The 15785-nt window shown below is 60.2% G+C and carries 12 protein-coding genes; 9 read left to right on the top strand and 3 right to left on the bottom strand.

Annotated features, from left to right (window positions below; all coding sequences use genetic code 11):
* Positions 1-133 precede the first annotated feature (133 nt).
* From dadA to AB7M26_RS06385, 6 genes are all read left to right on the top strand, one after another.
* The gene (gene dadA, locus AB7M26_RS06360; RefSeq protein ID WP_123499520.1) at positions 134-1438 is read left to right on the top strand and encodes a D-amino acid dehydrogenase; all 1305 of its coding nucleotides are present in this window, start codon (positions 134-136) and stop codon (positions 1436-1438) included.
* On the top strand, positions 1410-1763 hold the full coding sequence (locus AB7M26_RS06365) for a RidA family protein (RefSeq protein WP_123499481.1): 354 nt from the start codon (positions 1410-1412) through the stop codon (positions 1761-1763). Before dadA ends, AB7M26_RS06365 begins: the two co-directional genes overlap by 29 nt.
* A 97-nt stretch (positions 1764-1860) precedes the next feature.
* Positions 1861-2934, top strand: a complete 1074-nt coding sequence (gene alr / locus AB7M26_RS06370) for an alanine racemase (protein ID WP_123499483.1) — start codon at positions 1861-1863, stop codon at positions 2932-2934.
* A 128-nt stretch (positions 2935-3062) separates the two neighbouring features.
* Positions 3063-3611 carry a cupin domain-containing protein gene (locus AB7M26_RS06375; RefSeq protein WP_008073360.1) on the top strand — a complete coding sequence of 183 codons (549 nt, stop codon included), beginning with the start codon at positions 3063-3065 and terminating at the stop codon, positions 3609-3611.
* A gap of 182 nt (positions 3612-3793) precedes the next feature.
* Positions 3794-4207 carry a c-type cytochrome gene (locus AB7M26_RS06380; protein WP_123499485.1) on the top strand — a complete coding sequence of 138 codons (414 nt, stop codon included), beginning with the start codon at positions 3794-3796 and terminating at the stop codon, positions 4205-4207.
* 132 nt (positions 4208-4339) lie between these two features.
* Positions 4340-6259, top strand: coding sequence for an acetyl-CoA hydrolase/transferase C-terminal domain-containing protein (locus tag AB7M26_RS06385; RefSeq protein WP_123499487.1), 1920 nt, complete (start codon positions 4340-4342; stop codon positions 6257-6259).
* 131 nt (positions 6260-6390) lie between these two features.
* Here the strand turns inward: AB7M26_RS06385 and AB7M26_RS06390 are convergent, their stop codons facing one another.
* Both AB7M26_RS06390 and rep read right to left on the bottom strand, forming a co-directional pair.
* Complete coding sequence (locus AB7M26_RS06390) at positions 6391-6963, bottom strand: xanthine phosphoribosyltransferase (RefSeq protein WP_007934646.1); 573 nt, start codon at positions 6961-6963, stop codon at positions 6391-6393.
* A gap of 69 nt (positions 6964-7032) precedes the next feature.
* Positions 7033-9042 (bottom strand): DNA helicase Rep, encoded by a 2010-nt coding sequence (rep, locus tag AB7M26_RS06395; RefSeq protein WP_123499489.1) that lies wholly within the window; start codon positions 9040-9042, stop codon positions 7033-7035.
* A 262-nt stretch (positions 9043-9304) separates the two neighbouring features.
* Here rep and AB7M26_RS06400 point away from each other — a divergent pair, with 262 nt between their 5' ends.
* Positions 9305-10978 carry a putative bifunctional diguanylate cyclase/phosphodiesterase gene (locus AB7M26_RS06400; RefSeq protein WP_123499491.1) on the top strand — a complete coding sequence of 558 codons (1674 nt, stop codon included), beginning with the start codon at positions 9305-9307 and terminating at the stop codon, positions 10976-10978.
* Positions 10979-11083: 105 nt separating this feature from the next.
* Here the strand turns inward: AB7M26_RS06400 and AB7M26_RS06405 are convergent, their stop codons facing one another.
* Complete coding sequence (locus tag AB7M26_RS06405) at positions 11084-12481, bottom strand: NorM family multidrug efflux MATE transporter (RefSeq protein WP_123499522.1); 1398 nt, start codon at positions 12479-12481, stop codon at positions 11084-11086.
* A 157-nt stretch (positions 12482-12638) separates the two neighbouring features.
* On the opposite strand from AB7M26_RS06405, the gene AB7M26_RS06410 reads away from it, so the two are divergent.
* Complete coding sequence (locus AB7M26_RS06410; RefSeq protein ID WP_007894759.1) at positions 12639-13559, top strand: LysR substrate-binding domain-containing protein; 921 nt, start codon at positions 12639-12641, stop codon at positions 13557-13559.
* Positions 13560-13744: 185 nt separating this feature from the next.
* Positions 13745-15721 (top strand): methyl-accepting chemotaxis protein, encoded by a 1977-nt coding sequence (locus AB7M26_RS06415; RefSeq protein ID WP_429388384.1) that lies wholly within the window; start codon positions 13745-13747, stop codon positions 15719-15721.
* Positions 15722-15785 lie beyond the last annotated feature (64 nt).

Consider the following 15785-nt stretch of genomic DNA (forward strand, 5'->3'; position numbering starts at 1 on the left):
GGTTTTTGCCGAGAATTGTCGCCAAATATAGGCACTTATATAGTGAAAAGCACTGGCTAATCTTTTTTAAACTGCCCACATCTTCGGTCTGCACAATAAACGTCAGCGGTAAGCCGCGATGAGGGATATGAAAATGCGCGTTCTGGTCTTGGGTAGCGGCGTTATCGGTACCGCCAGTGCCTATTATCTGGCACGGGCTGGCTTTGAAGTGACGGTTGTTGACCGTCAACCAGCGCCGGCCATGGAAACCAGTTTCGCCAACGCCGGGCAGGTTTCGCCGGGTTATGCCTCGCCGTGGGCCGCGCCGGGCGTGCCGCTCAAAGCCATCAAGTGGCTGTTGCAGCGTCACGCGCCATTGGCGATCAAGGCCACCGCCGACATCGATCAATACCTGTGGATGGCGCAGATGCTGCGCAACTGCACCGCCAGCCGTTATGCGGTGAACAAGGAGCGCATGGTGCGCCTGTCCGAGTACAGCCGCGACTGCCTCGACGAATTGCGCGCCGAAACCGGCATTGCCTACGAAGGCCGCAGCCTGGGAACTACCCAGCTGTTCCGCACCCAGGCGCAGCTTGATGGCGCTGCCAAAGACATCGCCGTGCTGAAAGAGTCCGGCGTGCCGTTCGAATTGCTCGACCGCGCCGGCATTGCCCGGGTCGAACCGGCCCTGGCCAGCGTCACCGACATCCTCGCCGGTGCCTTGCGCCTGCCGAATGACCAGACCGGCGACTGCCAGATTTTCACCACCCGCCTGGCCGAAATGGCCACGAAACTGGGTGTGGAATTCCGTTTCGGCCAGGATATTCAGCGCCTCGACTTCGCCGGTGATCGCATCAACGGTGTGTGGATCGACGGCAAGCTGGAAACCGCCGACCGCTACGTGCTCGCTCTCGGCAGCTACTCGCCGCAATTGCTCAAGCCGTTGGGCATCCGGGCTCCGGTGTATCCGCTCAAGGGTTACTCGCTGACCGTGCCGATCATCAACCCGGCGATGGCCCCGACGTCGACCATTCTCGACGAGACCTACAAGGTCGCGATCACCCGTTTCGACAACCGCATCCGCGTCGGCGGCATGGCGGAAATTGCCGGTTTTGACCTGTCGTTGAACCCGCGTCGACGCGAAACCCTGGAGATGATCGTCAACGACCTTTATCCTCAGGGCGGCGATCTGCCCCAGGCGAGCTTCTGGACCGGCCTGCGTCCAACCACTCCGGACGGCACCCCGATTGTCGGCGCCACGCCGTTCAAAAATCTGTTTCTGAATACGGGCCACGGCACGCTCGGCTGGACCATGGCCTGTGGCTCCGGTCGTTTGCTGGCTGACCTGATGGCGAAGAGAACACCTCAGATCAGCGCCGAAGGCCTCGATATTTCCCGTTATGGCAACAAACTCAAGGAGTCCGCAAAACATGTCAATCCAGCGCCAGCTCACCAATGAGCGCATGAGCCAGATCGTTGTCCACAACAGTACGGTGTATCTGGCAGGGCAGGTCGGCGATGACATGAGCGCCGGGATTGAACAGCAGACCCGTGAAACCCTCGCCAACATCGAGCGTTTGCTGGATCTGGCCGGGACCGACAAGAGCCGTCTGCTGTCAGTGACGATTTACCTTAAAGACATCGACGCGCACTTCGCAGGCATGAATTCGGTGTGGGACCAGTGGCTGCCAAAAGGCGTCGCCCCGGCCCGCGCTACCGTTGAATCGAAGCTGTGCGAACCGCAAATCCTGGTTGAGCTGTCGGTTGTTGCCGCGCTGCCATAACGCTCAGCCAGAAAGATCCCTCTCCCGGTGCTGTTGGCGGTTCACGCTGTCAGCCAGCGCCGGTTTTTTTCAAATGACTGACTAGAAGTCTGCCGCCATGCGTCCAGCCCGTGCCCTGATCGACCTTCAAGCCCTGCGCCACAACTACCGGATCGCCCGTGAAGTCACGGGGGCTAAAGCCCTCGCGGTGATCAAGGCCGATGCCTATGGCCATGGCGCGGTACGCTGCGCCCAGGCGCTGGAAGCCGAGGCGGACGGGTTTGCCGTGGCCTGCATCGAAGAAGCGCTGGAACTGCGCGTCGCCGGCATTCGTGCGCCAGTTTTGCTGCTGGAAGGTTTTTTCGAAGCCGATGAGCTGTCGCTGATCGTCGAGCATGACTTCTGGTGCGTGGTGCATTCACTGTGGCAGCTCGAGGCCATCGAAAAAGCCGCGCTGAGCAAACCGATCACGGTATGGCTCAAGCTCGACTCGGGCATGCATCGGGTTGGCTTGCACCCGGCGGATTACCAGGCGGCCTATCAACGGCTGCTGGCCAGCGGCAAAGTGGCGAAGATCGTGCTGATGAGTCACTTCGCTCGCGCCGATGAGCTGCACTGCCAGACCAGCGCCGAGCAGGTCGCGGTGTTCGAGGCGGCGCGTCAGGGGTTGTCGGCCGAAATCAGCCTGCGTAATTCGCCGGCGGTGCTCGGTTGGCCGCAGATTCCGAGCGATTGGGTGCGCCCGGGCATCATGCTCTATGGCGCGACACCGTTCGAAGAGGCCAATGCCGTGGCGTCTCGCTTGCAACCGGTGATGACCCTGGAATCGAAAGTGATTTGCGTGCGTGAACTGCCGGCTGGCGAGCCGATTGGTTACGGCGCGAAATTCGTCACCCCCAAGCCAATGCGCGTTGGCGTGGTGGCGATGGGGTATGCCGACGGTTATCCACGTCAGGCTCCGACCGGTACGCCGGTGATGGTCGCCGGGCAGCGCAGCCAGTTGATTGGCCGCGTGTCGATGGACATGCTCTGCATCGACCTGACCGACGTGCCGCAAGCCGGCCTTGGTTCGACCGTCGAGTTGTGGGGCAAAAATATCCTCGCCAGTGACGTCGCGACGGCCGCGGGCACGATTCCTTACCAGATCTTCTGCAACCTGCGTCGAGTGCCGCTGCTCTATTCCGGGGCCTGACGAAAAACGTTCCCGACCGAAAGTCGCTTCGCCAAACAGGATTCAGGCCCAAGTGTTGTAAATACTGAACGCTGTCGCCATGATAACGCTCAATATTTCTACAACCTGAATCCCTGGAGGCTCCAGCATTGGACGTCGGTGAACGACTGCAATCGATCCGTAAGCTCAAAGGTCTTTCCCAGCGTGAGCTCGCCAAACGCGCGGGTGTTACCAACAGCACCATTTCGATGATCGAGAAGAACAGCGTCAGCCCCTCGATCAGTTCGCTGAGGAAGGTACTGGGCGGGATTCCCATGTCCATGGTCGAGTTCTTTTCCGAAGAAATCCTGCAGGAAATCCCGACTCAGATCGTCTACAAGGCCCACGAGCTGATCGATATTTCCGATGGGGCAGTGACCATGAAACTGGTCGGTCGGGCTCACCCGAGCCGGGCTATCGCGTTCCTCAATGAAATCTACCCGCCAGGCGCCGACACCGGTGAGGAGATGCTCACCCATGAGGGCGAGGAAACCGGGATTCTGGTGGAAGGTCGGCTGGAACTGGTGGTCGGGCTCGAAACATTTGTGCTCGAAGCCGGCGACAGCTACTACTTTGAAAGTACCAAGCCACACCGTTTCCGTAATCCGTTCGATGCTCCGGCGCGACTAATCAGCGCAGCCACTCCAGCGAATTTCTAAGAGAAGAGGCGTCCTGCCCGGATTGCGCAGACGCCCCTGCTGTATTTCCTTCCCACGATAAGACCCCTTCGACTTTGGGGTTGTTTCAGTGTGACGGGCTTACCGCTATACTTGCGCCCGCCTGCGAACCGTGGCCGTGGGCGTGACTAGCCACCATTGAGGGTGTACGCGTGAACCTAATTATGAAAATGCTGGCCGCACCAGCAACCGTATTGGCCCTTTGGGCAGTCAGCGCACAAGCTGCGACCAACGACGATATTGCTAAACGTCTTGAACCCGTTGGCCAGGTTTGTGTGCAGGGCAAAGAGTGCAAGGGGATGGAAGTCGCTGCTTCTGCGGGTGGTGGTGATGCCAAAACCCCTGACTCAGTGATTGCAAAACATTGCAACGCATGCCACGGCAGCGGCCTGTTGGGCGCGCCGAAAATCGGTGATGCTGCAGCCTGGGGCGAGCGCGCCAAGAAAGAAGGTGGCCTCGACGGCTTGCTGGCGAAAGCAATCTCCGGCGTCAACGCGATGCCACCAAAAGGCACCTGCGCCGATTGCTCTGATGGCGATCTCAAGGGCGCCATTCAAAAGATGTCCGGCCTGAAGTAAGCCCGGTCTTCAACGAAAAGCCGCTTTCGAGCGGCTTTTTTGTGCGTGCGATTTTTCGCTGAGGCTATGCTTTGCAGCAAAGACCCGGCAAGCTCGGTCCAACCCCAACTCATGGAACGGCGGGAGGATCAGATGGTGCAGTTGTGTTCTATCGAACAGGCGGTCGATGACGTCCTGGCGCGGTTGCCGGCGCATATCCACATGGGATTGCCGCTGGGGCTGGGCAAGCCCAATCACTTCGTCAACGCGCTGTATCAACGGATCGCGCAACTGCCCGAGCGGCAACTGACGATTTACACCGCCCTGTGCCTCGGACGCCCGCCATTGGGCGATGGCTTGCAAAAGCGCTTCCTTGAACCCTTCATCGAGCGAGTGTTCGGCGATTATCCGGAGCTGGATTTCCTCGCCGATTTGCATCGCGACAGCCTGCCGGCCAACATTCACGTCCATCAGTTTTTCATGCAACCGGGCAGCCTGCTTAACAGCGCACCGGCCCAGCAGGATTACGTCAGTAGCAATTACAGCCACGCCGCCCGGGACATCAATGCCGCCGGCTTGAACCTGATCGCGCAACTGGTCGCCAGCCACAGCGAGCATCCCGATCGCCTGAGCCTGAGCTGCAACCCGGACATCACCCTCGATCTGTTGCCGATGATTGCCAAGCGCCGGGCGGCGGGGGAAACGATCCTGATGGTGGGGCAGGTACACAACGATTTGCCGTATATGCCCGGCGATGCGGAAATCGGCATCGACACCTTCGACCTGCTGATCGACGCGAAGGACAACACCACGCTGTTTTCCACGCCGAACATGCCGGTGGGTTTTCAGGATCATTTCATCGGTCTGCACGCCAGCACGCTGGTGCGCGACGGCGGCACCTTGCAGATCGGCATCGGCGCCATGGGTGATGCCCTGACGGCAGCGTTGCTGGCGCGGCAGGCTGACAGTGACGGTTACAAGGCGTTGCTGGCGGATCTGAATCTCAGCCAATGGGCGCAGTTGATTGAGCGCGAAGGGGGTATCGAACCGTTCGCCAAGGGCCTTTATGGTTGCAGCGAAATGTTCGTCAACGGCTTGCTGGTGTTGGCGGATGCCGGGATCGTGCGGCGCAAGGTCTACCCGGACGTGCCGACCCAGCAGCAGGCGAATGCCGGGACGCTGGACGAGGCCGCGCAAACTGACGGCATCTCGGTGCATGGCGGGTTTTTCCTCGGGCCGCGCAGTTTCTACGAGCGCTTGCGCGAGTTGCCGCAGGCTAAGCGGCTCGAATTCAACATGACCCGCATCAGCTACATCAACGAGCTCTACGGTCAGGAAGAACTCAAACGCTTGCAGCGCCTTGATGCGCGCTTCATCAACACTGTCTTCACCATGACCTTGCTCGGCGCCGGCGTGGCCGATCAACTCGAAGACGGGCGGGTGCTGAGCGGTGTCGGCGGGCAATACAACTTCGTCGTCCAGGGCCATGCGCTGGAAGGCGCGCGTTCGATCCTGCTGCTGCGCAGTTGGCGCGAGTCGGGCGGTGAAGTCAGTTCGAACATCGTCTGGGAGTACGGCCATTGCACGATCCCGCGGCATTTGCGGGACATCGTTGTCACCGAGTACGGCATCGCCGACCTGCGGGGCAAGACCGACGCGGCAGTGATCGAAGCATTGCTGAACATCAGCGACTCACGCTTCCAGTCGGGGCTGATCGAGCAGGCGCAGAGCGTTGGCAAATTGCCGAAGCATTTTCGCCTCGATCCGCGTTTCGCCGACAACAGCCCACAGTGGCTGCAGGCCATTCAGGCTCGGCATTCGAATCTGTTTCCGGAGTATCCGCTGGGCTGTGATTTCACCGCTGAGGAACGGGACCTATTGCGGGCGCTGAACTGGTTGAAGAGCAAGTTCAAGCTCACCGAGATTCTGGAATTGGGTAAGGCTGCGCTGGATGCGCCAGCGGCTTCGGAGTTTCCGGTGCATCTGGAAAGGATGCTGCTGACGAAGCCGGAGGGGTTGAAAGAGGATTTGTTTCAGCGGTTGTTGCTGACCGGCCTGAAGGCGACCGCGTAATAACGGCCACCACAAAAAACCTGTGGGAGCGGGCTTGCCCACGATGGTGGTGGAACAGCCAACATCAATGTTGAATGTTATGACCTCATCGCGGGCAAGCCCGCTCCCACAGGTTCGGTGATGCAGCGGGTTTATTCGATGAAGGTTACAACGCCATCCTTCAGCGACTGCACCCGCGCCAACGATTCAACGCGATAACCCTGGGCATCCAGTTCCGCACGACCACCCTGGAACGACTTCTCGATCACGATACCCAAACCGGCCACGGTCGCGCCGGCCTGTTTGATGATCGAGATCAGCGCTTGCGAGGCCTTACCGTTGGCCAGGAAGTCGTCGATGATCAGCACGCGGTCGCTGCTGGTCAGGTGGCGCGGGGAGATCGCCACGGTGCTTTCGGTTTGTTTGGTGAACGAGTAGACGGTCGCCGACAGCAGGTTTTCAGTCAGGGTCAGGGACTGATGCTTGCGGGCGAAAATCACCGGTACGCCAAGGTTCAGGCCGGTCATGATTGCCGGGGCAATGCCCGAGGCTTCGATGGTGACGATCTTGGTGATGCCCGAGTCCTTGAACAGCGTGGCGAATTCGTCGCCGATCAGCTTCATCAGGGCCGGGTCGATCTGGTGGTTCAGAAAGGCGTCGACTTTCAGGACCTGGTCGGAAAGCACGATGCCTTCTTCGCGAATTTTCTTGTGCAGTGCTTCCATGAAGCTTTCCTCTACTGACGCCATGTGCGCCTGGCGTGTAAAAAGTGTGCGGTTAAAAAGTGCTCAATTCTAGCGCTTTAACATCGCGCGTATATCCGCCAATGCGGTATTACCGCGCACCGCTTTGACTTCGGTCGGGGTGTCGTCGTTGCCTTCCCAAGCCAGGTCGTCCGGCGGCAGTTCATCGAGGAAGCGGCTGGGCGCGCAGTCGATGATCTCGCCGTATTGCTTACGCTTGGCAGCAAAGGTGAACGCCAACGTCTGACGCGCTCGGGTAATCCCGACGTAGGCCAGGCGGCGTTCCTCTTCGATGGTGTCGGCTTCGATGCTGGAGCGGTGCGGGAGGATTTCCTCTTCCATGCCCATGATGAACACGTAAGGAAATTCCAGACCCTTTGAGGCATGCAAGGTCATCATCTGCACGCCTTCGGCGCCGTCTTCCTCTTCCTGCTGACGCTCGAGCATGTCGCGCAGGACGAGTTTGCCGATGGCGTCTTCAACGGTCATTTCGCCTTCTTCGTCTTTCTCCAGGGTGTTTTTCAGCGCTTCGATCAGGAACCAGACGTTACCCATGCGGTAATCGGCGGCCTTGTCGCTGGAGCTGTTGGTGCGCAGCCAGTTCTCGTAGTCGATGTCCATGACCATGCTGCGCAGGGCGGAGATCGGGTCCTCGCCGGCGCACTGCTCGCGGACCTTGTCCATGAAGCGCTTGAAGCGCGACAGGCGATCGGTGAAGCGCGTGTCCAGATGCTCGCCCAAACCGATTTCGTCGGTGGCGGCGTACATCGATATTTTTCGCTCGGTGGCGTAGTTGCCCAGCTTCTCCAGCGTGGTCGAACCGATCTCCCGGCGTGGGACGTTGATCACCCGCAGGAAGGCGTTGTCATCGTCCGGGTTCACGATCAGGCGGAAGTAGGCCATCAGGTCTTTCACTTCCTGACGTCCGAAAAAGCTGTTGCCGCCAGACAGGCGATACGGAATCTGGTGGTGCTGCAGCTTCAGCTCGATCAGCTTGGCCTGGTAGTTGCCGCGATACAGGATCGCAAAATCGCTGTAGGGCCGATCCGTGCGCAGATGCAGGGTCAGCAGTTCCACGGCCACGCGCTCGGCTTCGGCGTCTTCGTTACGGCAACGGATCACACGGATTTCGTCGCCGTGGCCCATCTCACTCCACAACTGCTTTTCGAACTCGTGCGGGTTGTTCGAGATCAGCACGTTGGCGCAGCGCAGGATGCGGCTGGTGGAGCGGTAGTTTTGCTCGAGCATGACCACTTTCAGGGACGGGTAGTCGTCCTTGAGCAGCATCAGGTTTTCCGGACGGGCGCCGCGCCAGGCGTAGATCGACTGGTCGTCATCGCCCACCACGGTGAACTGGTTGCGTTTGCCGATCAGCAGTTTCACCAGCAAATACTGGCTGGCGTTAGTGTCCTGGTATTCGTCCACCAGCAGGTAGCGGACCTTGTTCTGCCATTTTTCCAGGATGTCGTCGTGTTCCTGGAACAGTTTTACCGGCAGCAGGATCAGGTCATCGAAGTCCACCGCGTTGAACGCCTTGAGCGTGCGCTGGTAGTGGGTGTAGACGATGGCGGCGGTCTGTTCTTTGGGGTTGCGCGCGTTTTCCAGGGCTTCGGGCGGCAGGATCAGGTCGTTTTTCCACGAACCGATCATGTTCTTGATCTCGTCGACGCCGTCGTCGCCCGAGTATTCCTTCTGCATGATGTCGGTCATCAGGGCTTTGACGTCGGTCTCGTCGAAGATCGAGAATCCCGGTTTGTAGCCCAGCCGCACATGTTCCTTGCGGATGATGTTCAGGCCCAGATTGTGGAAGGTGCAGACCGTCAGGCCGCGGCCTTCGCCGCCCTTGAGCAGCGTGCCGACCCGTTCTTTCATCTCGCGCGCGGCCTTGTTGGTGAAGGTCATGGCGACAATGTATTGGGCGCGGATGCCACAGTTCTGGATCAGGTGCGCAATTTTGCGGGTGATCACGCTGGTCTTGCCGGAACCTGCGCCGGCGAGCACCAAAAGAGGGCCGCCGACGTAGCTCACGGCTTCTTGCTGCCGGGGATTGAGTCGGGACATACGAAATCAGGGAGTCATTAGCGAAATGGGCCGGCATTTTAACAGGCTCAGCGAATTGTGCTGCTCTCTCCGACTTGTGACGTAACACGCGATCTCTAATTGCCGGTTTTGATACTTTCACGCAGGATGCGTAGTGAATTTGCGTCTAATGTTCGTATTCAAGACGCAAAAGCCGTGTTTGATAACCGATGTCATTTGGTCATTGGTTACCCGCGCGGCATAATGCCCGCCGCCTACATCTTTGCAGAGTCTAGGAGCTAGCTTGTCTACGCCTGTCGAACCCTTGCGTTTGCTGCTACTGGCCGAAGAGCCAGCGTGGGCAGCGTTGTTGCGCGAGTGTCTGGCTCCGATGGGGAGTTCGGCTGTGCTGCTCAGCGCGCCGAGCTGGGAGTCGGTCAGTAGCCTGTTCGATGACAACCGCAGCGCGGTGTTGTTGACGATTCCCGCTCTGCAGCCAGCACCCGGCCGTTGCAACTTGCCGACGGTGTTGCTGCTCGAACACGAGCCGCTGGCGCCGCCCGACGGTGTGAGCGACTGGCTGGTGCGCAATCTGCTGGACCCCGGCATGTTGCGCCGCTGCCTGCGTCATGTGCGTGAGCGCGGCGTGCTGGAAAACACCTTGCAGCGCCTGGCCGAGCAGGACCCGTTGACCGGTATCGCCAACCGTCAGGGTTTCCAGACCTTGCTGGCGGCGCGCCTGGCCGACAACGATGGTCGGGGCCTGGCCCTCGGCCACCTCGACCTCGACAATTTTCGACACGCCAACGACGCGCTCGGCCATCAGGCTGGCGATCGGCTGATCCTGCAAGTGGTCTCGCGGCTGAAAAGCCAACTGGAGGCCAGCGATCAACTGGCGCGGCTGGGTAGCGATGAATTTGCCCTGCTGATCGACACCCGCCGCGCCCCTCAGCGCGCCGAATGGATGGCCGAACGCATTACCGAAGCCCTGTCCGAACCCTATTGGATCGATGGCGAAAGCCTGTTGATCGGTTCCAGTCTCGGTATCGCCCACGCACGAGCGCAGGCCGGCGCCGACCCGTTGATGTGGCACGCGCACATTGCCATGCAGCAGGCCAAGAGCACTCAGGGCTGCACCTTTCACGTCTTCAACGAACGGATCAATCGCAATGCCCGCAGCATCGCCGACCTCGAAAGCGAACTGCGCCGGGCCTTGCGCCGCGATGAACTGGAGCTGCATTACCAGCCACGCCTGAACCTTGAAGACGGCCAGATCGTCGGCCTCGAAGCATTGGTGCGCTGGCGTCATGGCGAACGTGGCTTGCTGCCCCCCAGCGAATTCGTGCCATTGGCCGAGCAAAGCGGCTTGATCGTGCCGCTGGGTTACTGGGTGATTTCCCGGGCCCTGCGAGACATGCAGGCGTTGCGCGAACGAGGTTTGCCGGCGCTGCACATGGCAATCAACCTGTCGTTCCGGCAGTTTCAGGACAGCCAATTGCTGACGACCCTGAGCCGGCTGATTGCCGAGCGAGGCGTCGAGGCGCAATGGCTGGAATTCGAACTGACCGAAACCGCGGTGATGCGTCGCAGCGATCTGGTCAAGCAGACCATGGATGCCCTCGGGCGTTTGGGCGTGCGCTTCTCGCTGGATGATTTCGGCACCGGATTCTCTTCGTTCGTGCACCTCAACAGCCTGCCGATTGCATTGTTGAAGGTCGACAAGAGCTTTGTCGGCGGCATGGAAGAGCGCGAAGAGAATCGCAAACTGGTGCACGCGATGATCAATCTGGCACACAACCTCAACCTCGAAGTGGTCGCCGAAGGCGTGGAAACACCGGAACAACTGGATTTGTTGCGCGGCTTTGGTTGCGATCAAGTGCAGGGGTACCTGATCAGCAAGCCGTTGCCGTTGGCGGAACTGGTTGAGTATTTGACCTTTGGCAGCAGTCAGCAGCCGATGATGGAAATCGTGAGCTAGCTCCAACCCCTGTGGGAGCGGGCTTGCCCGCGATAGCGGTTTATCAGTCACATCTATGTTGAATGTGCCGCCGTTATCGCGGGCAAGCCCGCTCCCACAGGATTTTCAGTCAGGCTGAGCTATCTGGAAATCGCCCTGCGACGCCGGCTCACGCCGAATCATCCGCTTCATCTTCCACTCAAACGCCAGCGTCAGGCTCACCGCCGCACACGCCAGCCCCAGCGCCAGACCCCACCAGACCCCCGTTGGCCCCCAATTCAAATGGAAGGCCATCCACCAGGCGGCCGGTGCGCCGATCAGCCAATAGCAACCCAAACCCACCAGGAACGTGGTCTTGGCATCCTTGAGCCCGCGGATGCAGCCCATGGCGATGGTTTGTGTGCCGTCGAACAGCTCGAACCATGCCGCCACCGCCAACAGGCTTACGGCCAGGTTGATGACTTCGCGGAACGCCGGGTCGTTGTGGTCCAGGAACAAGCCGATCAACTGATGCGGCAGCAACCAGAAGACCATCGCAAAACCCAGCATTGCCGCCGCACCAAAGGCGATCCCGACCCGTCCGGCCAGCCGCGCATCAAGCAATTGCCCGGCGCCGTAATGCTGGCCGATGCGCATGGTGATCGCGTAGGAAAGCCCCGCCGGAATCATGAACGCCACCGAGACGATTTGCAGGGCGATCTGATGCGCCGCCAGTTGCGTACTGCCCATGGTGCCCATGCACAGCGCAGCGAAGGCAAAGAGGCCGACCTCCACCGCATAGGTGCCGCCAATCGGCAGGCCCAGGCGCCACAATTCCTTTAAGTACTGACGGTTGGGCCGCGACAGACCCTGGCGCAATGGATACGCGTCGTAGGCCGGATGCCGACGAATATGCAGCGCCAGCGCCAGCGCCATCAGGTTGGCGACGATCGCCGTGACCAGACCGATGCCCACCAGACCCATTTTCGGCAGGCCGAACATGCCGGTGATCAACGCATAGTTGAGCAGGAAATTGGCCACGGTGCCGGCGAGGCTGATGACCATCACTGGTGTCGCCCGGCCGATGGCGCTGGTGAAACCACGCAGCGCCATGAAGCTCAGGTAGCCGGGCAGGGCGAACGGCAGGATCAACAGAAACTGGCCGGCAGCCTGGACGTTGGTTTCGGTCTGGCCGAACAGCAGCAACACCGGTTTGAGATTCCACAGCAGCAAACCCGCCACCAGTGCCATTAACCAGGCCAGCCACAACCCGGCCTGGGTCAGCCGCGCTGCGCCGATGATGTCACCCGCGCCCTGACGGATCGCGACCAGGGTGCCGACGGCGGCGATCACGCCGATGCAGAAAATCGACACGAACGAATACGTCGCCGCGCCCAGACCGCCGCCGGCCAGTGCTTCGGGGCTCAGGCGCGCCATCATCAACGTGTCGGTGAGGACCATCAACATGTGCGCCAACTGCGAGGCAATCAACGGCCCCGCCAGCCGCAGGATGGCCCAGAGTTCACTACGCGCTGGATGCTGCATGATCATCACGCTCGATTGTCAGAGAGAACAGGAAGCGTCGATTCTCGGCGCTCTGCGGGGTTTTCACAAAGGGATAAAAAGGATGGGTGGCATGATTAAAACTCATGCTGGGGAGTTTCTGATAAGTTGGTTCCATCGCGCTATAGGAGCCATCCTGATGTCCCGTCGTCTTCCTCCCTTGTATGCCCTTCGAGCATTCGAAGCGGCGGCGCGGCATAGCTCGTTTACCCGCGCGGCCGAAGAACTGTCGATCACGCAAAGTGCGGTCAGTCGGCACATTCGTACGCTCGAAGAGCATTTCGCCTGTCGGCTGTTTCATCGCAGCGGGCGCAACCTGCAACTGACCGAATCGGCGCGGCTGATCCTGCCCGGCATTCGCGAAGGCTTCACCGCCCTCGAGCGGGCCTGCAATACCTTGCGTGCCGAAGACGACATCTTGCGCATGAAAGCCCCATCGACCCTGACCATGCGCTGGCTGTTGGCGCGGCTCAGTCGTTTTCGGCACCTGCGACCGGGGAACGAGGTGCAATTGACCAGCGCCTGGATGGACATCGATACGGTGGACTTCAACCATGAACCCTTCGACTGCGCCGTCATTCTCAGCAACGGGCATTTTCCACCGGACTGGGAGGCGACTTTCCTGTTCCCCGAAGAGCTGATTCCGGTGGGCGCGCCGAATCTTCTGAAGGATCAACCGTGGGACGTTGCGCGCCTGGCCAGTACCGAGTTGCTGCACCCGACGCCAGACCGCCGTGACTGGCGCAACTGGCTGGAGCGCATGGGCCTGACCGATCAAGTCTCGCTCAAGGGTGGGCAGGTGTTCGATACACTGGAGTTGGGCATGATCGCCGCCGCCCGAGGTTACGGCGTGTCCATGGGCGATTTGTTGATGGTGGCGGAGGATGTTGCGCAGGGACGTCTGAGTCTGCCGTGGCCGACGGCCGTCGCCAGTGGTGAGAATTATTACCTGGTCTGGCCGAAAACCCGCCCCGGCGGTGAGCGTTTGCGTCGCCTCAGCGATTTCCTGCAAGGCGAGGTCCGGGCCATGGAATTACCGGATGTCGAACGTCTGGGCTGAATCGATGGAGCCGCCGCAATGGCGGCCTTGAGCCATATCCCCGTTAATTACTCAAGTATTCAGCTTTGCCGCCGAAAATCTGCTGATAGGACCTTCGTGCAGGTTCCATGTTTTCCCCACCATCAGAAATTTTGCCGAGTGTGCGAAGGGATCAGAATGATCCGGCCACTGGGTCAGGAGCTGTCATGTCTCAACCTCGTGCTCGGATTGCCTCACAGCTGGGTCTTGCGCTTGCCGTGATTCTGGCGATTGTCATCAGTGGCAGTACCGTGTTCGCCCTGCGCTCGCTGGACACCGCGAACCTCGCCACCCGCGAAGAGCATCTGGCCAGTGAGGCCCGCTTGCTTGCCGATCAGTTGAGCACCTTTCACGGCACTTTGCGTGAAAGCACCCAGCGCCTGGCCGGCCTGTTCGAGAAGCGCTTCAGCGCCGGTTTGAGCGTGCATCCGGATGAGCCGGTGACCGTGGCGGGCGTGCAGACCCCGGGCCTGCACTTGGGCAGTGAAGTGTTGAACAACAACTTCGCGGAAGTCGACGAGTTCAAGCAGATGACCGCAGGCGTCGCGACCGTATTCGTGCGCAGTGGTGAGGAGTTCATTCGGGTCAGCACGAATGTCACCAAACAAGACGGCAGCCGTGCCATTGGCACGCTGCTCGACCACGCGAACCCGGCTTACGCCCGTTTGATGGCGGGGCAGAGTTATGTGGGGCGAGCGTTGCTTTTCGAACGCTTCTACATGTCGCAGTACACCCCCGTACGCGACAGCAGCGGCAAGATCATTGCCGTGCTGTACGTAGGATTCGATTACACCGACGCGCAGAATGCGCAGTTCGCCAACCTCAAACGCTTCCGCATCGGCCAGACCGGCTCCCTGGCGTTGCTGGATGAACAAGGCAAATGGCTGGTGCCGATTGCCGGTGTGCAAGCGCTGGATCAGGCGGTCCCGAGCATCGTCGGTCTGGCCAAGACACCGGGCAAAGGCGACTTCTGGAACGACACGTCGCAAAATTTTTACAGTGTTGCCGTGCCGTTCGAAGGCGGGCCGTGGTCGGTGGTGGCGAGCATGCCGAAAACCGAAATCCGCGCGGTGACCTGGAGCGTCGGTATTCAATTGGCGATCGGCAGCCTGCTGGCGATGTTGCTGGCAGTCGGCTCGGCGGTCTGGTTGCTGCGCAGCAAACTGGCGCCACTGGGTGATCTGGTGCGTCAGGCCGAAGCCTTGGGTGCCGGTGATTTGAGTGTGCGCCTGAACGTGTCGAGCAATGACGAAATCGGTCAACTTGCCCGCGCCTTCAATCAGATGAGCCAGGCTCTGTCGACCATGGTCGAGCACATCCGTAAAGCCTCGGGAGAGGTCAACAGCCGTGCCCAGGCGTTGTCCGGTTTGTCCGGTGGCGCTTATGAAGGGATGGAACAGCAGTCCGGCGAAATCACCAGCATGGCCGGCGCCGTAGAAGAATTCAGCGCCACCTCGTTGAACATCGCCGACAACATGGGCAACACCCAGCGTCTGGCGCAGGAAAACGCACAGCAAACCCAGATCGGTCGTACGTCGATGGACGAAGCGTCCTCATCCCTGGAGCAAATCGCCGGTGCACTGAACAGCACCGCGACGGTGATCAATACCTTGGGGCAGCGCTCCCAGGAAATCGGCGGCATTGTCGGGGTGATTACCTCGATCGCCGAGCAAACCAACCTGCTGGCGCTCAACGCCGCCATTGAAGCCGCCCGCGCCGGTGAGCAGGGCCGCGGGTTTGCGGTGGTGGCCGATGAGGTGCGCAACCTGGCCTCACGTACCCGCCAGGCCACAGACGAAATTTCCGGGATGATCCAAAGCATCCAGCAGGAAACCGGCAACGCCATCAGCACCATGGAGCAGGGTAACGTGCTGATGCAGGAAGGCCTGTCGCGCAACGCCAACGTCGCTTCGGCGCTGGCACGGATCGATGAACAAAGCCGTTCGGCCGGTCAGCAATTCGCCGCCATCACTACCGCGACCCAGGAACAAAGCAGCACCGCGACCTTGCTCAGCAGCAATCTGCAAAGCATCGCTTTGGCGAACAGTGAGCAGCGGGAAGTGGTGTCCAACCTGGCTGTGACTGCCAAAGAGCTGGAGAAGCTGGCGGCGGACTTGCGGCATGAGGTTGACCGGTTTCGTTGAGTCGCTGCCGAAATCGCCATCGCGAGCAGGCTCGCGATGGCATCGACTCAATTCCCGATTTGCC

The organism is Pseudomonas sp. F-14 TE3482, assembly GCF_053629455.1.

Coding starts and splice junctions, on each gene's coding strand:
- AB7M26_RS06385 (WP_123499487.1), top strand. CDS start 4,340: ATGGTGCAGTTGTGTTCTATCGAACAGGCGGTCGATGACGTCCTGGCG.
- AB7M26_RS06415 (WP_429388384.1), top strand. CDS start 13,745: ATGTCTCAACCTCGTGCTCGGATTGCCTCACAGCTGGGTCTTGCGCTT.
- AB7M26_RS06410 (WP_007894759.1), top strand. CDS start 12,639: ATGTCCCGTCGTCTTCCTCCCTTGTATGCCCTTCGAGCATTCGAAGCG.
- dadA (WP_123499520.1), top strand. CDS start 134: ATGCGCGTTCTGGTCTTGGGTAGCGGCGTTATCGGTACCGCCAGTGCC.
- AB7M26_RS06365 (WP_123499481.1), top strand. CDS start 1,410: ATGTCAATCCAGCGCCAGCTCACCAATGAGCGCATGAGCCAGATCGTT.
- AB7M26_RS06405 (WP_123499522.1), bottom strand. CDS start 12,481: ATGCAGCATCCAGCGCGTAGTGAACTCTGGGCCATCCTGCGGCTGGCG.
- AB7M26_RS06380 (WP_123499485.1), top strand. CDS start 3,794: ATGAAAATGCTGGCCGCACCAGCAACCGTATTGGCCCTTTGGGCAGTC.
- AB7M26_RS06390 (WP_007934646.1), bottom strand. CDS start 6,963: ATGGAAGCACTGCACAAGAAAATTCGCGAAGAAGGCATCGTGCTTTCC.
- rep (WP_123499489.1), bottom strand. CDS start 9,042: ATGTCCCGACTCAATCCCCGGCAGCAAGAAGCCGTGAGCTACGTCGGC.
- alr (WP_123499483.1), top strand. CDS start 1,861: ATGCGTCCAGCCCGTGCCCTGATCGACCTTCAAGCCCTGCGCCACAAC.